This window comes from Variovorax monticola, from assembly GCF_051216855.1.
Classification (GTDB): domain Bacteria; phylum Pseudomonadota; class Gammaproteobacteria; order Burkholderiales; family Burkholderiaceae_C; genus Variovorax.
The window spans coordinates 362,002-380,258 of the sequence record NZ_JBPJZP010000005.1 but is presented as its reverse complement, the minus strand read 5'-3'; the positions used below and the strand labels follow the sequence as shown (position 1 = coordinate 380,258).

Annotated in this window: 18 protein-coding genes; 8 read left to right on the top strand and 10 right to left on the bottom strand. The window is 68.5% G+C overall.

Annotation, left to right across the window (positions count from 1 at the left end; translation table 11 throughout):
- The first annotated feature begins 81 nt into the window (after window positions 1-81).
- Entirely contained in the window at window positions 82-963 is an 882-nt protein-coding gene (locus ACSFA5_RS19605) for a gamma-glutamyl-gamma-aminobutyrate hydrolase family protein (RefSeq protein WP_435445702.1), read from the top strand.
- An 18-nt stretch (window positions 964-981) separates the two neighbouring features.
- Here ACSFA5_RS19605 and ACSFA5_RS19600 read toward each other — a convergent pair whose 3' ends face one another.
- Window positions 982-2,631: an acyl-CoA dehydrogenase family protein gene (locus ACSFA5_RS19600; RefSeq protein WP_435445701.1), complete on the bottom strand. Its 1,650-nt coding sequence runs from the start codon at window positions 2,629-2,631 to the stop codon at window positions 982-984.
- Between the two features lie 167 nt (window positions 2,632-2,798).
- On the opposite strand from ACSFA5_RS19600, the gene ACSFA5_RS19595 reads away from it, so the two are divergent.
- On the top strand, window positions 2,799-3,431 hold the full coding sequence (locus ACSFA5_RS19595; RefSeq protein ID WP_435445700.1) for a TetR/AcrR family transcriptional regulator: 633 nt from the start codon (window positions 2,799-2,801) through the stop codon (window positions 3,429-3,431).
- A gap of 25 nt (window positions 3,432-3,456) precedes the next feature.
- Here ACSFA5_RS19595 and ACSFA5_RS19590 read toward each other — a convergent pair whose 3' ends face one another.
- Window positions 3,457-3,639: a hypothetical protein gene (locus ACSFA5_RS19590; protein ID WP_435445699.1), complete on the bottom strand. Its 183-nt coding sequence runs from the start codon at window positions 3,637-3,639 to the stop codon at window positions 3,457-3,459.
- A 72-nt stretch (window positions 3,640-3,711) separates the two neighbouring features.
- A complete protein-coding gene (locus tag ACSFA5_RS19585; RefSeq protein ID WP_435445698.1) occupies window positions 3,712-4,671 on the bottom strand; it encodes a LysR family transcriptional regulator in 960 nt (319 codons plus the stop codon).
- A 92-nt stretch (window positions 4,672-4,763) separates the two neighbouring features.
- On the opposite strand from ACSFA5_RS19585, the gene ACSFA5_RS19580 reads away from it, so the two are divergent.
- Window positions 4,764-5,645, top strand: coding sequence for an oxidoreductase (locus ACSFA5_RS19580; protein ID WP_435445697.1), 882 nt, complete (start codon window positions 4,764-4,766; stop codon window positions 5,643-5,645).
- An 18-nt stretch (window positions 5,646-5,663) separates the two neighbouring features.
- Here the strand turns inward: ACSFA5_RS19580 and ACSFA5_RS19575 are convergent, their stop codons facing one another.
- Window positions 5,664-6,536: an N-formylglutamate amidohydrolase gene (locus ACSFA5_RS19575; protein WP_435445696.1), complete on the bottom strand. Its 873-nt coding sequence runs from the start codon at window positions 6,534-6,536 to the stop codon at window positions 5,664-5,666.
- Between the two features lie 13 nt (window positions 6,537-6,549).
- A complete protein-coding gene (locus ACSFA5_RS19570; protein WP_435445695.1) occupies window positions 6,550-7,512 on the bottom strand; it encodes a tripartite tricarboxylate transporter substrate binding protein BugE in 963 nt (320 codons plus the stop codon).
- A 123-nt stretch (window positions 7,513-7,635) separates the two neighbouring features.
- On the opposite strand from ACSFA5_RS19570, the gene ACSFA5_RS19565 reads away from it, so the two are divergent.
- Window positions 7,636-8,562 carry a LysR substrate-binding domain-containing protein gene (locus ACSFA5_RS19565; protein ID WP_435445694.1) on the top strand — a complete coding sequence of 309 codons (927 nt, stop codon included), beginning with the start codon at window positions 7,636-7,638 and terminating at the stop codon, window positions 8,560-8,562.
- A 58-nt stretch (window positions 8,563-8,620) separates the two neighbouring features.
- Here ACSFA5_RS19565 and ACSFA5_RS19560 read toward each other — a convergent pair whose 3' ends face one another.
- Window positions 8,621-9,619, bottom strand: a complete 999-nt coding sequence (locus tag ACSFA5_RS19560) for a tripartite tricarboxylate transporter substrate binding protein (RefSeq protein WP_435445693.1) — start codon at window positions 9,617-9,619, stop codon at window positions 8,621-8,623.
- Window positions 9,620-9,621: 2 nt separating this feature from the next.
- Window positions 9,622-12,579, bottom strand: a complete 2,958-nt coding sequence (locus ACSFA5_RS19555) for a DNA topoisomerase III (RefSeq protein ID WP_435445692.1) — start codon at window positions 12,577-12,579, stop codon at window positions 9,622-9,624.
- Between the two features lie 85 nt (window positions 12,580-12,664).
- Between ACSFA5_RS19555 and ACSFA5_RS19550 the strand changes: the two genes are divergently transcribed.
- The 3 genes from ACSFA5_RS19550 to ACSFA5_RS19540 are packed head-to-tail and all read left to right on the top strand — an operon-like array spanning window position 12,665 to window position 14,345.
- Entirely contained in the window at window positions 12,665-13,303 is a 639-nt protein-coding gene (locus ACSFA5_RS19550; protein WP_435445691.1) for an SET domain-containing protein, read from the top strand.
- Between the two features lie 2 nt (window positions 13,304-13,305).
- Window positions 13,306-14,118: a biotin--[acetyl-CoA-carboxylase] ligase gene (locus ACSFA5_RS19545; RefSeq protein ID WP_435445690.1), complete on the top strand. Its 813-nt coding sequence runs from the start codon at window positions 13,306-13,308 to the stop codon at window positions 14,116-14,118.
- 5 nt (window positions 14,119-14,123) lie between these two features.
- Window positions 14,124-14,345: a sporulation protein gene (locus ACSFA5_RS19540; RefSeq protein WP_435445689.1), complete on the top strand. Its 222-nt coding sequence runs from the start codon at window positions 14,124-14,126 to the stop codon at window positions 14,343-14,345.
- Window positions 14,346-14,354: 9 nt separating this feature from the next.
- Here the strand turns inward: ACSFA5_RS19540 and ACSFA5_RS19535 are convergent, their stop codons facing one another.
- Window positions 14,355-15,797, bottom strand: coding sequence for a sensor histidine kinase (locus ACSFA5_RS19535; RefSeq protein WP_435445688.1), 1,443 nt, complete (start codon window positions 15,795-15,797; stop codon window positions 14,355-14,357).
- 146 nt (window positions 15,798-15,943) lie between these two features.
- Here ACSFA5_RS19535 and ACSFA5_RS19530 point away from each other — a divergent pair, with 146 nt between their 5' ends.
- A complete protein-coding gene (locus tag ACSFA5_RS19530) occupies window positions 15,944-16,882 on the top strand; it encodes a hypothetical protein (RefSeq protein ID WP_435445687.1) in 939 nt (312 codons plus the stop codon).
- A gap of 22 nt (window positions 16,883-16,904) precedes the next feature.
- Here ACSFA5_RS19530 and ACSFA5_RS19525 read toward each other — a convergent pair whose 3' ends face one another.
- Window positions 16,905-17,579, bottom strand: a complete 675-nt coding sequence (locus tag ACSFA5_RS19525; RefSeq protein WP_435437344.1) for a response regulator — start codon at window positions 17,577-17,579, stop codon at window positions 16,905-16,907.
- 72 nt (window positions 17,580-17,651) lie between these two features.
- Window positions 17,652-18,137, bottom strand: a complete 486-nt coding sequence (locus tag ACSFA5_RS19520) for a MarR family winged helix-turn-helix transcriptional regulator (RefSeq protein WP_435445686.1) — start codon at window positions 18,135-18,137, stop codon at window positions 17,652-17,654.
- Window positions 18,138-18,257: the final 120 nt, after the last annotated feature.

Below are 18,257 nucleotides of genomic sequence, written 5' to 3'. Positions count from 1 at the left end.
CCCCGTGCGAGAGGCCAAAGAGCCACAATGGATTTTCCTTTTCGCACCCCTCGTCCGGTTCGCACCGTGGACAGTCCCGCGATGACACAACCTGTTTCCGCACGGCTCAAGATCGGCCTGTCCGCCTGCTTCTCGCACGCCGACCCGGCCCGCTCTCTCTTCACCAACAAGACGCTGCAGTACGTCGAGCAATCGATCGCGCACTGGCTCATGTCCGCCGGCGCGATGGTGGTGATGGTGCCCTGCCCCACCGGCGAGACCGCGCGCGGCGACACCAAGCTGTCGCACTACGCTGAATGGCTCGACGGCGTGGTGATGCACGGCGGCGCCGATGTGTGGCCGGGCAGCTACGGCGAAGTGCCGCTCAAGGATGCGTGGATCGGCGACCAGATTCGCGACCTCTACGACCTGGCGCTGGTCGAGGCCTTCGAGCAGGCGGGCAAGCCCATCTTCGGCGTGTGCCGCGGGCTGCAGCTCATCAACGTGGCCTTCGGCGGCACGCTCTACCAGGACATCGAGGCGCAGCACGACGGCGGGCTGCGCCACCGCGACCCGGTTACCTACGACCAGAACTTTCACGACATCGAGGTGGTGCAGGGCACGCGCCTGTCCAAGCTGTTTCCCGACACCATGACGGCGCGCGTCAACAGCATCCACCACCAGGGCGTGAAGGACATCGCGCCCGGCTTCGACATCGAGGCCTGGAGCCTGCCCGACCGCGTGCCCGAGGCCATTCGCCGCCGGCCGGACCGGGGCCGCAGCTACATCGCCGCCACCCAGTGGCACCCCGAGTTCCATAAGCAGGGCAGCAACGAGACGGTCGACGACACGCCCGTTCTGCACGACTTCCTGTGGGCCTGCGCCACCGCCAAGGTCGCGCCGCGCTCGTCGCTGCGTTCCAACACCGGCAAGATCCGTGACCGCGCCGCGCGCATGTTGCAGCGCGCGCTGCTCAGGCGCTGAGCGCGCGGCGCCGCTTGCTCAGTGCCAGGCGGCGCGCACCAGCGCAGCCGGGTCGCTGGTGCCGGCACTGATGCCCGTCACCGCACCCCAGTCGGGGTCGAAGCGACTGGACACGAACGCGGCCGAGGCCTGCGCGCTCGCGTGTTCCAGCATCAGGCAGGCCTGCGTCGAGAGCACCAGCCGCTGCGTGAAGCGGCGTGCCTGGCGCTCCAGGTCCTGCGGCGGCAACTGCACCATCCGGCGCACGGCCTGCAGTTCGGCCAGCAGGCGCGGTTCGCCGGCCGCGATGCCCTGCAGCTGGTCGAGCACCATGTGCACGTCGTCGGGGTTGCGCGACACGGCGCGCAGCACATCGAGGCACATCACGTTGCCCGAGCCTTCCCAGATCGAATTGACGGGCGCCTCGCGGAACAGGCGGCCCATCGGCGCGTCTTCCACGTAGCCATTGCCGCCGAACACTTCCATCGCCTCGCCGGCGAGCGCCACCGCGCGCTTGCAGTTCCAGAACTTGGCCGCCGGCGTGAGCAGGCGGCGCCAGGCCGTGTCCAGCGGCGCGGCGGAGCCGAAGCGCGAGGCCAGCCCCATCGCCAGCAGCGTGGCGCCTTCGGACTCCAGCGCCATGTCGCCCAGCAGCTCGGTCATCACCGGCTGGTCGACCAGCGCCTTGCCGAAGGCGTAGCGGTTGCGCGTGTAGTGCAGCGCCTGCGCGAAGGCCTGGCGCATGAAGCCGGCGCTGGACAGCGCGCAGTCGAGGCGGGTCATGGTCGCCATCTCGATGATGGTCGGGATGCCGCGGCCCTCGTCGCCCACCAGCACGCCCCAGGCTTCCTTGAACTCCACCTCGCTGCTGGCGTTGGAGCGGTTGCCCACCTTGTCCTTCAGGCGCTGGATGTGAACGGGGTTCTTGCTGCCGTCGGGCCGCCAGCGCGGCACGAAGAAGCACGACGCGCCGTGTTCGCCGGTCCTGGCCAGCACCAGGTGGCCGTCGCACATCGGCGCCGAGAAGAACCACTTGTGGCCGGTGATGAGGAACTCTTCGCCCCAAGGGCCACTTGCCATGCTTCCCGCGGGCACGGCGCGCGTGGTGTTGCTGCGCACGTCGCTGCCGCCCTGCTTCTCGGTCATGCCCATGCCGACGGTCATCGAGGTCTTGCCTTCGAGTGGAATGTCGCGCGGGTCGTGTTCGTTCGAGGCGAGCTTGTCGCGCACGGCCGCGTACAGCGCCGCGTTGCGCCGCATCACCGGGATGCAGGCCTTGGTCATGGTGGTGGGGCAGGTCGAGCCCGACTCGATCTGGCTGTGCATGTACAGCGACGCGCCGTAGCCCACCCAGGCCGAGGGCCGCTCGTCGAAGAACGGCAGGTTGGCGATGCCGTTGCGCCGCGCGATGGTCATCAGGGTGTGCCAGGCGGGGTGGAACTCGACCTGGTCGATGCGCTCGCCGGTGCGCGAATGCGTGTGCAGCTCGGGCTCGTGGCGGTTGGCGTTCTCGGCGGCGCGCAGCGTGGCTTCGGCACCGTACTCCGCGCCCTGGCGCACCAGTTCGGCGTTGCGCCATTCGGCGCCGCCGCGCGCCACCGCGCCACGCAGCGCGGGGTCGCTGGTGTAGACGTTGTAGTCCTTGAGTTCGGGGACCTGGTTGTCGGGGTGGATGCCGGTGGTGGTCATGGTGTGTCTCCGTGTGTCTCCGTGTATCGGCGGTCTCTGCCGTGCCCGTGAAATGCGTCGGACAGATTCAGGCGGCGCCCTCTCGCGCAAGGCCACTGCAGAATCCGTTCGATGGGTCCCGAAATTCTAGGAACAACACGCCCGCAGGGTGTTCGGGTTCGGTGCGCATGACGACAAGCCCTCGCGCCGCGGCCGCCGCCCCGAGAAGAAAGCCGCGGCAGTCCCGCGCGCGCCTCACCTCGCAGGCGCTGCAGGAAGCCTTTGTTCGGCTTCTGGTCGAGAAAGGCTACGCCGCCATCACCATCCGCGAGATCGCGGCCGTGGCCGGCACGGGGCTCGGCAGCTTCTACGAGTACTTCGAGAACAAGGACGACCTGGCGCGCGTGTGCCTGCACCTGCGCTCCAAGGCGCTGCTGCTGGGCATGCGCGCGGCCGTGGCCGCGCATGCGGGCCGGCCGCTGCGCGAGATCGTCGACGCGGTGATCGACGCGCAGCTCGACGCCCACCGAGAGCAGCCGCTGGCCTGGGGCGCGCATTACCTGCTGGAGCGGCACCTCTCCAGCCCCGAGGCCTACCGCAAGATGTACGACCGTTTCGTCGGCGAGTGGGTGGGCGTGCTCGACGCCGCCTGCGACCTGGGGCCCGACTGCCAGAAGAAGGAAGTGGCCCGCGTGTGCCAGACCCTCATCTACGGCTTGGTGGCGCACATGCACATCGGCACCGGCGGGCGGCCCGACCTGCAGGCGCTGTCACGGCAGCTGCGCGGGGCGCTGCATGGCTACCTGGCCGAGGCGGTCTGAGCGGATGGGACGCGCAGTCCGGTACTCAGCGCGACGACTTGTTCGTCGTGCTGCTGACGCCAGCGTCGATGGTGCCGAACACGGTGACGCCGCTGCCGCCGGTCGCGCCCGATGCATTGGCGCCGCTGCCTGCCGACCCCGTACCCGCGCATCCCGACGCCAGCGCACCCATGGCGATCACGAACACGGCTGCTATGAATGGCTTCACTGGAAACTCCCGAAGAGTGATTGGTTGACGGTGGTTACCGGCCCACTATAGGCCGCCGGCCTGACCGCCCTGTCACAACACGCCCGGCGCCGGCAGGGTTGTTGCGCGCAGGTGGTCGATCAGCGCGCGCAGCTTGGGCGGCACGCGTTTGCGGTCTGGGTAGTACAGCGTCAGGTCGGGCAGCGGCGTGGTCCAGTCGGCCAGCAGCTGCACCAGCCGGCCGTCGGCGACCGGGCGCTCGGTGAAGCTGCCGATCAGGTTGGCGATGCCCAAGCCGTCGACGGCGGCCTCGAGCATCAGGGCCACGTCGTTCATCACCAGCCGGCCGCTCACCGCGAGCGTCATCGCCTCGCCGTTCTTCTCGAACTCCCAGCGCTCCAGCTGGCCCGAACTCGCGAAGCGAAAGCCGATGCAGTCGTGCGCCAGCAGCTCGCGCGGATGCACCGGCGTGCCGCGCTCGGCCAGGTAGCGCGGCGCGGCGACGATGCAATTGGCCATCGGCGGACCGACCTTCATGCCCACCATGTCGCGCTCCACCATGCCGCCGAACCGGATCCCCGCGTCGAAGCCCTGGCCCACGATGTCGACCAGCGTGTTGTCGATGGACACTTCCAAGTCGATCTGCGGGTAGGCACGGAGGAAGGCGCCGAGCACCGGTTGCAGCACCCACAGGTAGGCCCCGCGCGATACCGTGAGCCGCAGCAGGCCCGAGGGGCGATCGGCGCTGTCGCTCAGTTCGTCGGAGGCCGAGGCCAGTTCCTGCACCGCGGGGCGTATGCGTTCCAGAAAGCGAGCGCCGGCTTCGGTGAGGTTCACGCTGCGCGTGGTGCGGTTGAACAGCGGCACGCCCACGCGCTTTTCGAGCAGCCGCACGGCCTGGCTCACGGCCGAGGGCGACACGCCCAGGCGCACCGCGGCGGCCGAAAAGCCACGTGTCTCGGCCACGGCCACGAAGGTGACGAGTCCGTCGAGCTGGTCCTGGCGCATGAAGGGGGCGGAAAAGATCCGGTTGATCTTGAAGAAAACCTTCAAGGTGCTTCGTCGATTGGGCGGATTATCAAGTCGATGCGGCGCGCGCACAGTCTGGCCATCGGTTGTTCCATTCCCTCTCCAAGGACATTGCCATGACGGTTTCTTCCCCCCCTTCTTCCCCCTCTTCTTCCCCCTCTTCTTCCCCTAGGACCTGGTTCATCACCGGCGTCAGCAGCGGCTTCGGCCGCGCGCTCGCGCAGGAAGCGCTGGCCGCCGGCCACCGCGTGGTCGGCACGCTGCGCAACGAGGCCGCCCGCGCCGAGTTCGACGCGCTGCAACCCGGCCGCTCCTTCGGCCGCCTGCTCGACGTGACGCACGGCGCCGAGGTGCTGCGCGTGGTGGCCGAGGTCGAGGCCACGGTCGGCCCCATCGACGTGCTGGTCAACAACGCCGGCTACGGGCACGAGGGCACGGTGGAGGAGTCGTCGCTCGACGACCTGCGCCAACAGTTCGAGGTGAACGTGTTCGGCGCGGTCGCCATGGCCAAGGCGGTGCTGCCCTTCATGCGCGCGCGCCGGCGCGGCCACATCCTGAACATCACCTCGATGGGCGGCATCGTGACCTTTCCGGGGCTGGGCTACTACCACGGCAGCAAGTTCGCGCTCGAGGGCATCTCGGAAACGCTGGGCAAGGAGGTGGCGAGCTTCGGCATCCACGTGACGGCGGTGGAGCCCGGCGGCTTTCGCACCGACTGGGCGGGCCGCTCGATGGTGCGCGCGCCGCAGAGCATCGACGACTACCTGCCGGTGATGGGCCCGGTGCGCGAGGCGCGCCTGGCGCGCAGCGGCAAGCAGGCGGGCGACCCGGCGAAGGCCGCGCGCGCCATGGTCCAGATCACCGAAGCGGCGAACCCGCCCGCGCACCTGCTGCTCGGCCCCGACGCGGTGAAGGTGGTGCGCGAGAAGCTGGGCGCGCTGCAGGCGGAGATCGCGGCGTGGGAGGCGGTGTCGGTGTCGACCGACTTCACCCCTTGATCGCAAGGAACCGACGGATCAGCGCGGGTCCGTGGCCAGCAGCATCTCGACCATCGAGCGCAGGTGCGCCTGCAGCCGCGCCGCGCCGGCATCGTCCAGCGCCAGTGTGGCCTCGTCCATGTAGAGCTTGCGGTTGATCTCCACCTGGATGCTGTGCCGGTTCGCCGCCGGGTCGCCGTTGCGGCGCACCAGCTCCACGCCCTTGTAGGGGTGGTTGTAGTCCACGCTGTAGCCGAAGCCGCGCAGGTGCTCGCAGATCCTGCGCGACAGTGCCGGGTCCGCCGTGCTGCCGTCGCGATCGCCGATGACGAAGTCGGCATGCGCCAGCCCCGGGAAGTCGGTCGCGTGGCTGGCCGCGATGGCCGGCATCGAGTGGCAGTTGATGTGGATGGCGTAGCCGTGGCGCGCGTGCGCCTCGTCCATCGCCTGCGTCACGGCCGCGTGGTACGGGCGCCAGCAGCTGTCGATGCGCTGGCGCACTTCGTCCACCGGCAACTGCCGGTCGTAGATCGGCAGGCCCTCGTCGGTGAGCTTCCAGATCAGGCCCTTGCCCAGGCGCACCTTCGACAGCACGCGCGGGTCGGTGGAAACCGGGTCGGTCCACGCGCCTTGCAGCATCGTGGTGTCGATCTCGGTCGTGTCGCGGTTGGCGTCGAGGTAGCTGCGCGGAAAGTGCGCCTCCACCCAGGCCGCGCCCAGTGCGGGCGCGAAGGCGTAGAGCTTCTCCACGTGCGTGTCCTCGGCCCGGCGCAGCGTCGCGAGCTCGCGCACCGTCCCGAAGTCTTCCGGGTACACGGTGCCGCTGTGCGGGGAGTCCAGCACCAGCGGCGTGCGCCCGGCAATGCGGGTCACCTGGGCGCGGTTTTGAATCAGTTTCAGGACTGGATGCATAGGCAGGGGGCGGTCAGTCCAGTCGCACGCGTGCGAACTCGGCCACCTTCTTCATCTTGTCGATCTCGCTGGCGATCTGCTTGGTGAACTGGGCCGGCGTGGTGCCCGAGGCGTACAGCCCCTGCAGCGCCAGGCGGTCGCGCACCGAGGCGTCCTTCAGCGCGGCGGCCACGGCCTGCTGCATGCGCAGCACCAGGTCGGCCGGCGTGCCGGCGGGCGCGATCATGCCGAACCACGACGGGTCGTTGTTGGCCGGGTAGCCGAGTTCGCCGTAGGTCGGCACGTCGGGCAGCACGTCGAGGCGGCCGGTCCAGGACACGGCCAGCGCCTTCAGCTTGCCCGACTTCACGTGCGGCAGCGACGAGGCGACCTGGTCGAAGTACACCGGCACTTCGCCCGCGAGCACGTCGTTGATGGCCGGGCCCGCACCGCGGTAGGGGATGTGCACCATCGAGGTTCCGGTGCTGCTCTTGAACAGCTCGCCCCACATGTGGCCGATGGTGCCGTTGCCCGGCGAGGCGTAAGACACCTTGCCCGGGTTGGCCTTCAGGTACTTCACCAGCTCGGCGAAGTTGGCGACCGGCAGCTTGGCCGGGTTGATGACGATCACGCCCGGCGCCTTGACGATCTCGGTCACGGCGGTGAAGCCCTTGATCGGGTCGTACGGCAGTTTCTGGTACACGGCCGGGTTCACGCCGTGCGTGGACAGCGTGGCAATGCCGAAGGTCAGGCCGTCCGGCGTGGCGCGGGCCAGTTCGGCCATGCCGATGGAGCCGCCGGCGCCGGCGCGGTTGTCGATGACCACGGGCTGCTGCAGGATCTTTGAAATCGGCTCGCCGAGCACGCGGGCCGTGATGTCGGTGGCGCCGCCCGGCGGGAAGGGCACGACCAGACGGATCGGCTTGCCTTGGGCAAAGGATATTCCTGGAAGGATAGAAGCGGCAGCCAGCGTGGAAATGAAATGACGACGTTGCATGGGGTGTATTCCAATGTGCATTGAGAGTGAAGAAGCAATTTGCCGCCTCACTTGAAGCAAAGGATATACCCGCTAATATTCCGATTCGGAATGTTTTAATCGCCATCCTTCCAGGTCCTGCCCATGTCGCTGCGCCGTCTCAACCCTCCCCTGAACCTGCTGCGCGCCTTTTCCACCGTGGTGCGCTTCGGCGGCGTCTCGCGCGCGGCCGAGGCGCTGCACCTCACGCAGGGCGCCGTCAGCAAGCAGGTGCAGGAACTGGAGCGCTGGATCGGCGCACCGCTGTTCGAGCGCAGCCGCAAGCGCCTCGCGCTCACGCCTGCCGGCGAGCGCTACGAGAAGGCGGTGCGCGCCACGCTCGCGCAGCTGGAGGCGGCCACGCTGGAGCTCATCACCAGCGGCGACGGCGGCGGCGCGCTGCACCTGTCGACCCTGCCCACCTTCGGCGCCAAGTGGCTGATTCCGCGGCTGCCCGACTTCCAGCGGCTGCACCCGCAGATCACGCTGCATTTCGTGCCCTTCGTGCACGGCTACGACTTCGAGCGGCCCGAGCTCGACTGCGCCATTCTTTTCGGCGACGGCCACTGGCCCGGTGCCCGCTCGCACTACCTCGCGGGGCAGGACGTGGCGCTGATCGCGCCGCGCGCGGCGCAGGCCGAGGTGGCTATCAAGACGCCGCAGGACGTGGCGCGCTGCACGCTGCTGCGCCACGCCACGGTGCCGCAATCGTGGCTGCAATGGAGCGAGGCGCACGGCGTGCGCGGGCTCGACCCGCTCGCGGGCCCGCAGTTCGACCAGTTCCAGACCATGATCCGCGCCGTGATGGTGGGCATGGGCGTGGCGCTGGTGCCGCGCTGCCTGGTGCAGGACGAGATCGCCTCTGGGCTGGTGGACGAGCCGCTGCCCGGCGGCGGCTACCGCGGCAACCAGGGCTACTGGTTCTGCTACCCGGAAGGGCGCGGCAAGCTGGCCACGCTCGACCATTTCCGCAGCTGGCTGCTCGCGGAGGTCGACCGCGACAAGGACGCGTTGACCGTGGCGCCGGCCTGACACGGGCCTGACACGGGCTCGACGCCGGCCGCGTGCCGGCGCCCTGCCCTGGTCCGGGTTACTCGGGCTTGGCGCCCGAAGCCTTCACCGCCGCACCCCACACCCCGATCTCGCTCGCCACGAAGCGGTCGAACTCCACCGGCGTGGTGGGGGCGGGCTCCGAGCCGCGTTCGCGGATGAAGCGCGCCATCTGCTCGCCCTTCAGGATGTCGGTCACCTCGTGGTTCAGTCGCTCGACGATGTCCGCCGGCGTGCCGCGCGGTGCCATCAGGCCGAGCCAGCCCACGGCCTCGAAATTCGCGGTGCCCGGCACGCCGGTTTCACGCACCGCGGGCACCTCGGGCAGTTGCGACGAGCGCGTGGCCGAGGTCACGGCCAGCGCCACCGCCTTGCCCGACTTGATGTGCGGCAGCGCGGCCGTCACCGAATCGATCATCAGCGGCACCTGGTTGCCCAGGAAGTCCGACTGCGCCGGCCCGCTGCCGCGGTAGGGAATGTGCGTGATGAACACATGCGCCGCCGCCTTGTACATCTCGCCCGACAGGTGCTGCGTGCCGCCGATGCCGGCGCTCGCGTAGCTCAGGCGCCCGGGCTCTGCCTTGGCGCGCGCAGTGAGCTCAGCCAGCGTGCGGATGCCGCTTTCGGGCGTGGCCAGGAACACCAGCGGCACCTTCGCGATCAGCGAGACGCCCGTCAGATCCTTGCGCGGGTCGAAGCCCGGCTTGGCGTAGAGCGTCTGGTTCACCGCCATCGCGCTGCCCGCCACCACCAGCGTGTAGCCGTCGGGCGCCGAACGCACCACGAACTCGGTGCCGATGTTGCTGCCGGCACCGGCCTTGTTGTCGATGATCACCGGCTGGCCCAGCCGCTTGCCGAGTTGCTCGGCGAGCGCGCGGGCGAAGATGTCGGTGGCCTGCCCGGGTGGGAAGGGCACCACGAGCTTGATGGGCCTGTCGGGCCAGGTGGCGGCCTGCGCCGCGCCGCTGCCCGCCAGTGCGGCGATTGCCGCGAGCACGAGGCCCGCGGCGCTCCCTGCGTTGAAGTGCCTGCGCCGCATGCTCAAAGCGCCGACAGGTGCTTGCCCACGATGCCCGCCAGTTCGAACATCGTCACCTGGTCCTTGCCGAACACCGGCTTCAACTTGGCGTCGGCATTGATCGCGCGCTTGTTGGTCGCGTCCTGCAGGCCGTTGGCCTTGATGTAGTCCCACAGCTTCTTGATGACCTCGGTGCGCGCCACCGGGTCGGCGCCGATCACCGCGGCCAGCGAGTCGCTGGGCTTCAGGCCCGCGCCCGGCTTGCGCGGCGTGGCCGCCTTCTTCGCGGCCGGTGCTTTCTTGGCCGCGGGCGTCTTCTTCGCGGCCACCTTCTTGGCGGCAGCGGTCTTCGCCGCCGGCTTGCCGAAGGTCTTGCGCGGCGGGAACTTGCTGCCGCCTTCGCGCGGCGCGAACTCGAACGTCACCTTGCCCTCTTCGGCGTTCCACGTCAGGAAGGCCTTGAAGGCACGGCGCGTGCGCATGCTCACGAACTTGTCGAGCAGGTCGGTCTTGCCGGTGGCGAGCAGCTTCTCCATCTGCGGGCGCTCCACCGGTTGCTGCAGGATGATCTTGCCGGTCTTGAAGGTGCAGCTCGGCGTGGGCTGCGCGTTGGTGGGCACCGACTTTTCGCACACATAGTTGCTGCCGTGGTCGAACACCGGCGCGCCGCAGATCGGGCACGGGCCCACGGTGTCCTGCTCGCTGAAATCGACAATTTCGCCGCTCTCGGCGTTCTTGTCGTCGCCGAAGTCGAACTCCAGCTTGAAGTTCTTGGCTTCCTCGTCGTACTTGATGACGATCTCGGAGGTGAAGGGCCAGCCGGCCTTGGAGCGGAAGCCGTCGATCGGGCCGATGTGCTTGTCACGCAGCAAGGCCTCGGCCTCGGTCACCTCGAAGGTGCGCCCGGCCGGCGACTTGCCGAACGAGAAGCCGCAGGCGTCCTCGCCCGTGCCGGTCTTGCCGGTGCAGGCATAGCGGCGGTAGTTTTCGCGCACCACGCCGCCGCAGTTGGGGCACGGCGTCTGCAGGGTCGAGTAGTCGCCCGGCACGGTGTCGCGGTCGTACTCCTTGGCCTTCTTCACGATGTGCTCGGTCATCGCGGCAATCTCGCGCATGAAGGCTTCGCGGCTGAGCGCGCCCTTCTCCATCTGCGCCAGCTTGTATTCCCACTCGCCCGTGAGCTCGGCCTTGGAGAGCTCTTCCACGCCCAGGCCGCGCAGCAGCGTCATGAGCTGGAACGCCTTGGCCGTGGGAATGAGTTCGCGGCCTTCGCGCAGCATGTACTTCTCGGCGATCAGCCCTTCGATGGTGGCCGCGCGCGTGGCGGGCGTGCCCAGGCCCTTCTCCTGCATGGCCTCGCGCAGCTCGTCGTCGTCGATGGTCTTGCCCGCGCCTTCCATGGCGCCGAGCAGCGTGGCTTCGGAGTAGCGTGCCGGCGGGCGCGTCTTCAGGCCCTTGGTGTCGACCGTCTCGGCCTGCACGATCTCGCCCGGCTTCACCGGCACGAGGCGCTTGCCGTCCTTGTCGTCTTCCTTCTCGTCGTCCTGGGCTTCCTTGCCGTAGATGGCAAGCCAGCCCGGCTTCACCAGCACCTTGCCGTCGGTGCGGAACGGGTACTTCTTGCCGCCCTGCTCCACCGTGCTGATGCGCGTGGTCACCTGGTGCTCGGCGCTCGGGAAGAACACCGACATGAAGCGGCGCACCACGAAGTCGTAGAGCTTCTGCTCGGCGTCGCTCAGGCCGCTCGGTGCCTGCAGCGTCGGGATGATGGCAAAGTGATCCGACACCTTCGCGTTGTCGAAGATGCGCTTGTTGGGCTTGACGTAGTTGCCGTCGACCGCCTGCCTGGCGAACGGCGCCAGGTGCTTCATGCCGCTGTCGGCAATCATGGCCATGGTGTCTTTCACCACCGGCAGATAGTCTTCGGGCAGCGCGCGCGAATCGGTACGCGGGTAGGTCAGCGCCTTGTGGCGTTCGTACAGGCTCTGCGCCAGCGCCAGCGTGGTCTTGGCGCTGAAGCCGAAGCGGCCGTTGGCCTCGCGCTGCAGCGAGGTCAGGTCGAACAGGCCCGGCGAGGCCTGCGTGGTGGGCTTGCTTTCTTCCGTGACCGTGGCGGGCTTGCCGCGCGCGGCGTTGGCGATGGCCACTGCGTCCTGCTCGTTCCACACGCGGTCCGCGCGCTGCTCGGCGTCGGGTTCGCCGTTGGCCTGCAGCGGCGCGTTGGCCTTCTTCCAGTCGGGGTTGAACCACTTGCCGGGGTATGTGCCGGCCTCGGCCGCGAAGCTGCCGTGCACTTCCCAATAGTTGCGCGAGACGAACTTGCGGATCTGCTCCTCACGCTCCACGACGACGGACAAGGTCGGCGTCTGCACGCGGCCCACGGTCGTGAGGAAGAAGCCGCCGTCGCGCGAATTGAACGCGGTCATGGCGCGCGTGCCGTTGATGCCCACCAGCCAGTCGGCCTCGGAGCGCGAACGTGCGGCGTCGGCCAGGCCCTGCATCTGCTTTTCGGTGCGCAGCTGGTCGAAGCCGTCGCGAATGGCCTGCGGCGTCATCGACTGCAGCCACAGGCGCTTGACCGGCTTGTTCAGCCCGGTCTTGCCGCCGGCGTACTGCTCGATCAGGCGGAAGATCAGCTCGCCCTCGCGGCCCGCGTCGCAGGCGTTGATGAGCTGCGTCACGTCCTTGCGCTTGGCCTGCTTGACCACGGCGTTCAGGCGCGTCTTCGTCTTGTCGACCGGCTTGAGGTCGAAGTGCGGCGGAATCACGGGGAGGTTGGCAAAGCTCCACTTGCCCCGCTTGACGTCGAACTCCTCGGGCGCCTGGATTTCAACCAGGTGACCGACGGCGCTGGTCACGACATAGCTGTCGTTCTCGAAATGCTCGTCATGTTTGTCGAATTTGCCGGCCACCGGCGTGAGGGCACGGACGATGTCCTGTGCCACCGACGGCTTTTCTGCGATTACCAACGTCTTTGTCATCTAAGGGCTCTCTATACTGTGCGGCTTCCCGCGTGCGCACGCGTACACGCGCATGTGTGCACATTCAAACTAACAGACTTCGGCAATGCCTTCCAAAACCCCCATTTCCGGCCGCCGCATTCAAATGCGACGCTCCGATGTCCACGGCAACGGCGTCTTCGCCGTGCAGGACCTGGCCGAAGGCGAAACGCTGATCGAATACAAGGGCGAAGTCATCAACTGGAAGGAGGCGCTGCGCCGCCATCCGCATGACCCGGCCCAGCCGAACCACACGTTCTACTTCCACATCGATGACGGGCGTGTGATCGACGGCAACGTCAAGGGCAACGACGCACGCTGGATCAACCACTCGTGCGAACCGAACTGCGAGGCCGACGAAGTCGAGGGGCGCGTTCATATCAAGGCGCTGCGCAACATCGCCGCAGGCGAAGAGCTCAATTACGACTACGGCCTGGTCATCGACGAGCCGTACACGCCGAAGCTGCTGTCCGAATTTCCTTGCTGGTGCGGCACCGAGGCGTGCCGCGGCACGCTGCTGACGCCCAAGGACGATGAGGACGATGAGAAGAAAAAGAAGAAGAAGGCCAAGAAGGCAGAAAAGAAAAAGGCCGAGAAAAAAGCCGAGAAAAAGGTCGAGAAGAAGGAAGCGAAGAAGGCCGAGGAAAAAGCCGACAAGAAGGCGCAGAAGAAGTCCGCCAAGAAGGACAAGGCCGAGAAGGCCTGACCATGCGCAGCGCCTCGGCCGCCTGGTTCGAAGACCGGATCGCCGCATCCGTCGTACCGCTGCTGCCCGGCTTCACGGTCGAGGCCGTGGCCGAAATAGATTCCACCAACACCGAGCTGATGCGCCGCGCGCGCGCTGGGCGCGTCGAGCCCGTGTTGCTCGTGGCCGAGCGCCAGACCGCCGGCCGTGGCCGCCTGGGCCGGCCCTGGCAGAGCTCGCCGCAGCAGGACGAGGCCGCCTCGCTCGTGTTCTCGCTGGGCCTGCCGCTGGCACCGGCCGACTGGTCAGGCCTGTCGCTGGCCGTGGGGGTCGCCGTGGCCGAAAGCCTCGATCCGTCCGGCGCGCACAAGGTCGGCCTCAAGTGGCCCAACGACGTGTGGGTGAACGACAGCAAGCTGGCCGGCATCCTCATCGAGACGGCGATGCCGTCCGCCGGCCGCGCCGACGCGGCGCGCTACCTGGTGATCGGTATCGGCCTGAACATCGGCGCGCGCGAAGCCGACGGCATGCGCACGCCGCCGGCCTGGCTGCGCCAGTGGCGCCCCGAGGCCAGCGCGCCCGAGGTGCTGGGCGAACTGGCCGAGCCGCTGGTGCGCGGCGTGCGCGAGTTCGAGGCCCGCGGCTTCGCCCCGTTCGCCGAACGCTTTGCCGCGCGCGACGTGCTGCGCGGGCGGGAGGTGGTGCTCAGCGACGGCACCGCCGGCCTGTGCGAAGGCGTGGCCTGGGGTGGTGAGTTGCAGGTGCGCACCGAAGCCGGCCTGCAGTTGATATCGAGCGACGAAGTGAGCGTGCGGCCTCGCGGCATGGCCTTCTGACCGGCATGAAGCTGCGCGCGCTGCTCGTCGTCCTGCTGCTGGCCAACGCCGGCTACTTCCTGTGGACGCGCGGCGATCTCGCCGGCTTCGGCCTCGCGCCCGCGAGCCTCTACGAGCGCGAGCCGCAGCGTGTCGCACGCCAGATCCACCCCGAATGGCTGCAGATCCGCAAGGACGTCAAACCGGCTGCGGCCACGCCCTCACCCGCATCCGCGCCCGCCCCCTGACACGGCGGCTCAAGCCGTCGCTTCACCCTCGAAGCGCACCGTGAACAGCGCCCCCGGCGGATGCTTGCCCGGATGCGCATCTTCCAGCTTCACCTGCGCGCGGTGCTGGTTGGCAATTTCCCGCACGATCGGCAACCCCAGCCCCGAGCCGTCGGCCTCGTTGCCGAGCACGCGGTAGAACGGCTCGAACACCAGCTCGCGGTCGGTCTCGGCGATGCCCGGGCCGTTGTCCTCCACCTGCAGCAGCTGCACATGGCCGAAGGGGTCGGCCAGCACGCGCACGGTGATCAGGCCGGGGCGCTCGGGCGTCGAGGGCGTGTAGTTGATCGCGTTGTCCACCAGGTTGCGCACCAGCTCCTTCAGCAGCGTGGCGTTCCCGTCGAACACCACGCCGGGCGCGCCGGCCTCCGCGCCGTCGTAGCCCAGGTCGATGCGCTTCTCGATCGCGCGCGGCACCGCCTCGCGCACCACCTCGATGGTGAGCCGCGCCAGGTCGCAGGGCTGGTGGTGCGCGTGGGCGCTGTTGCCCTCGGCGCGCGCCAGCGACAGCAACTGGTTCACCGTGTGCGTGGCGCGCTTGCTGGCGCGGCCGATCTGCTTGAGCGACTGTTTCAGCTCGTCGGCATTGGCGCCTTCGCGCTGGGCCAGGTCGGCCTGCATGCGCAGGCCCGCCAGCGGCGTCTTCAGCTGGTGCGCCGCGTCGGCCAGAAAGCGCTTCTGCGTGCCGATGGAGTCGTTGAGCTTGTCGAGCAGTTCGTTCACCGACGACACCAGCGGCACCACTTCGAGCGGCACCGACGATTCGTCCAGCGGGCTCAGGTCCCCCGGGCGCCGCTCGCGGATGCGCGCCTCCACCACCGACAGCGGCTTGATGCCGCGCACCAGCGCCAGCCAGATCAGCAGCACCGCCAGCGGCAATATGGCGAACTGCGGCAGCAGCACGCCCTTGATGATCTCGGCCGCCAGCACCGACTGCTTCTCGCGCGTCTCGGCCAGCTGCAGCAGCGTGGGCGGCACGTCGTCGCTGCCGCTGGCGATCCACAGCGAGGCCACGCGCACCGGCTGGCCGTGCACGTCGCTGTTGTGCAGGAACACCTGGCCGGGCGGCAGCGGCTCGTCCAGGTTGGGCTGCGGAACGTCGCGCTCGCCGCTCAGCAACTCGCCGTTTCCGTCGAGCAACTGGTAGTACACGTGGCCGGCGTCGTCGGCCCGCAGGATCTCGCGCGCCGACTGCGACAGCACGAACCGCGTGTGCCCTTCCCGCACCGTCACCAGCTCGGCCAGCGCCTTCACGTTGTGCTCCAGCGCGCGGTCGAAGGGCGCGTTGGCGATGCCCTGCGCCACCAGCCAGGTGACGCCGATGCTCACCGGCACCAGCAGCAGCAGCGGCGTGAGCATCCAGTCGAGGATCTCGCCGAACAGGGAGCGCTGGGCGCGCTGGAAGAGCTTCAAGTACAGGTTCCTGATTTGGAAGAAAAAACTGAGCCGGGCGTGATTTAGTGCGGCGGTGCGGGCCCTGTGCAGGGCCGCTTGAGAGGGTGCTCGGTTGTAGTCTGCGCGTGCAGTTTCTGCAATTCAAAAAAACCTCAGGGAGAGTCATGAAGAACAAGTCATTGAACGGCTGCGTGCAGCCGTTGTGGATCGTCGCGTCCGTGTGCGCCGCAGGGCTCGCGGGTTGTGGAGGCGGCGGTGGCGGCAGCGGCGGCATGCCCATGTTGCCGGTGCTGCCCGCGGCCGCCCCGGCCCCGGCGTCCTCGCCGCCCCCCGCGCCGGCGCCTGCGCCGAACCGCGATCCGGTGCCGGGCAGCGAGCCGCTGCCGTCGTTGAGCGCGCCGCAGGCCGGATCGACCGCTGCCGTGGGCAACGACAGCGAAGGCGTCTACGTCACGCTGCTCGGTCTTACCTACGTCGGCGCCGACGGCGCGATCGCGCGCCAGTTCAACGTCGGCTCCTTGTGGGGGTCGATCAGGGTGTCCGGACTCAACTGGACGTTCAATCCGGACACGACCTTCTACTTCGTCAAGGCATCTGCGGTCACGGGCTCGGGCACCTTCTCGCCCAAGGTCTCGATGGACGGGACCTACGCCTACGAGTCAAGAGGGTCGTCGGCGTTCGGGCCGCTGCGCTATGCGGTCGAGAACGCGCTGTCGGTCTCGCAAGACAGCGTGGTGGGCAAATGGGCCAACGCGGACACCAGTTTCGGCATCGGCGTCTCGATCGAAGTCAACGCCAAGGGCGCATTCACCGGCACGACGACCGGTGCGCAGGTGGGCAACTGCAGCATCTCGGGGACCGTGTCGCAGGCACAGCCCGGCACTTCCAAGAACATGTACGGCCTCACGATGAAGGCGGTCAACACCGGCACCGACACGAAGACCGCCTGCCAGCTCAACACCACTCTGCCCTACGCGGGACCTGCCGTCATCTCGCTGGCGCCGGCGGGCAATTTCGAAAGCAACGGCTACTTCAGGGGCATCTCGTTCCTGGTCAAGGGCGGTGCGGGCGCCACGCTCTCAGCGAATCTTCGCAAGCTGTGAAGGTCCGCCGCGCGGACGGGGCTCAGCCCGGGATCTTCTCCAGGCAGTAGCCCAGCCCGCGCACCGTCGCAATGCGCACCGGCCCCTTCTCGATCTTCTTGCGCAGGCGGTGGATGTACACCTCGATGGCGTTCAGGCTCACCTCCTCGCCCCATTCGCACAGGCGGTCGACCAGCTGGTCCTTGCTCACCAGCCGGCCGGCGCGCTGCAGCAGCACTTCGAGCAGGCCGAGTTCGCGCGCCGACAGCTCGACCATCTTGCCGTCGATGGTGGCCACGCGGCCGCCCTGGTCGTACACCAGCGGGCCGTGGCGGATGGTGTTGCTGGTGGTGCCCATGCCGCGCCGCGTGAGGGCGCGCACGCGCGCCTCGAGCTCCTGCAGGCTGAAGGGCTTGGCCATGTAGTCGTCGGCGCCGTGGTCCAGGCCCTTGACGCGTTCTTCCACGCTGTCGGCCGCCGTGAGCACCAGCACCGGCAGCTGCGAGCCGCGCGCGCGCAGGCGTTTGAGGATCTCGATGCCGTGCAGGCCGGGCAGCCCCAGGTCGAGGATCAGCAGGTCGAACTCGTCATGGGTCATGAGCGCGGTGTCGGCCTGCGAACCGTTGGCCACGTGGTCGACCGCCGCACCCGAGGTGCGCAGGCTGCGCAGCAGGGCATCGGCCAGCACCTGGTCGTCTTCGGCAATCAGAATCCGCATGCGGCACCCCCGGCCTGTGTCGTGTGTCCGGCGCCGGACCGGCACCGTTCACATTTGTCTCTGCGCCGGAGTCTAGCCCGCTGTATAGGCTTCCAGACCGATGGTTACCACGGTGGCGATGTCGTCGCCCACGCTGCTTTTGAACTCGCGCTCGGCCTGCGTCACTGCGCTGCGGAAGGCGTCGAGCCAGGCCAGGCCGTCGGCCGTGAACAGCACGCGCCGCGCCCGCGCGTCCAGCGGGTCGGGCCCGCGCGTGACCAGCCCCCAGGCCTCGCACTGGTCCACCAGCGCGCCCATCGCCTGCTTGGTCATGCCGGCGCGCTCGGCCAGCTCGGTCAGGCGCGAGCCCTCGCGCGCCAGATGCCGCGTGATGTGAATGTGCGCCGCGCTCACCTGCGCGCGCGCCGCCAGGTTCGACAGCGCCAGCGGCACGTCGATGTCGTGCGCCATCAGTTCGAGCACGCGCGCATCGAAACGCCGCATGGCATGGCCCAGCAGGCGGCCCAGGTGGGTCTGGCGCCAGGCGTCGGTGTCGGGTGGAAATGCGGCTTCGGACATGGCGCCAAATGGTAAAGCAAACTGATCAAAAAATGGGTTTACTCGAACCAACGAACCCCTACACTACTGTTCAAGCATCCAGCCTGTGGTTAAAAGCAGATCGGATGACACCTCACACAA

Excerpts from the sequence above, each read along its gene's own strand:
- ACSFA5_RS19570 (WP_435445695.1), bottom strand. The coding sequence starts at position 7,512 with ATGCAACGTCGTCATTTCATTTCCACGCTGGCTGCCGCTTCTATCCTT.
- ACSFA5_RS19555 (WP_435445692.1), bottom strand. The coding sequence starts at position 12,579 with ATGACAAAGACGTTGGTAATCGCAGAAAAGCCGTCGGTGGCACAGGAC.
- ACSFA5_RS19600 (WP_435445701.1), bottom strand. The coding sequence starts at position 2,631 with ATGACCACCACCGGCATCCACCCCGACAACCAGGTCCCCGAACTCAAG.
- ACSFA5_RS19580 (WP_435445697.1), top strand. The coding sequence starts at position 4,764 with ATGACGGTTTCTTCCCCCCCTTCTTCCCCCTCTTCTTCCCCCTCTTCT.
- ACSFA5_RS19520 (WP_435445686.1), bottom strand. The coding sequence starts at position 18,137 with ATGTCCGAAGCCGCATTTCCACCCGACACCGACGCCTGGCGCCAGACC.
- ACSFA5_RS19530 (WP_435445687.1), top strand. The coding sequence starts at position 15,944 with ATGAAGAACAAGTCATTGAACGGCTGCGTGCAGCCGTTGTGGATCGTC.
- ACSFA5_RS19595 (WP_435445700.1), top strand. The coding sequence starts at position 2,799 with ATGACGACAAGCCCTCGCGCCGCGGCCGCCGCCCCGAGAAGAAAGCCG.
- ACSFA5_RS19545 (WP_435445690.1), top strand. The coding sequence starts at position 13,306 with ATGCGCAGCGCCTCGGCCGCCTGGTTCGAAGACCGGATCGCCGCATCC.
- ACSFA5_RS19560 (WP_435445693.1), bottom strand. The coding sequence starts at position 9,619 with ATGCGGCGCAGGCACTTCAACGCAGGGAGCGCCGCGGGCCTCGTGCTC.
- ACSFA5_RS19575 (WP_435445696.1), bottom strand. The coding sequence starts at position 6,536 with ATGCATCCAGTCCTGAAACTGATTCAAAACCGCGCCCAGGTGACCCGC.
- ACSFA5_RS19525 (WP_435437344.1), bottom strand. The coding sequence starts at position 17,579 with ATGCGGATTCTGATTGCCGAAGACGACCAGGTGCTGGCCGATGCCCTG.
- ACSFA5_RS19550 (WP_435445691.1), top strand. The coding sequence starts at position 12,665 with ATGCCTTCCAAAACCCCCATTTCCGGCCGCCGCATTCAAATGCGACGC.
- ACSFA5_RS19540 (WP_435445689.1), top strand. The coding sequence starts at position 14,124 with ATGAAGCTGCGCGCGCTGCTCGTCGTCCTGCTGCTGGCCAACGCCGGC.
- ACSFA5_RS19565 (WP_435445694.1), top strand. The coding sequence starts at position 7,636 with ATGTCGCTGCGCCGTCTCAACCCTCCCCTGAACCTGCTGCGCGCCTTT.
- ACSFA5_RS19605 (WP_435445702.1), top strand. The coding sequence starts at position 82 with ATGACACAACCTGTTTCCGCACGGCTCAAGATCGGCCTGTCCGCCTGC.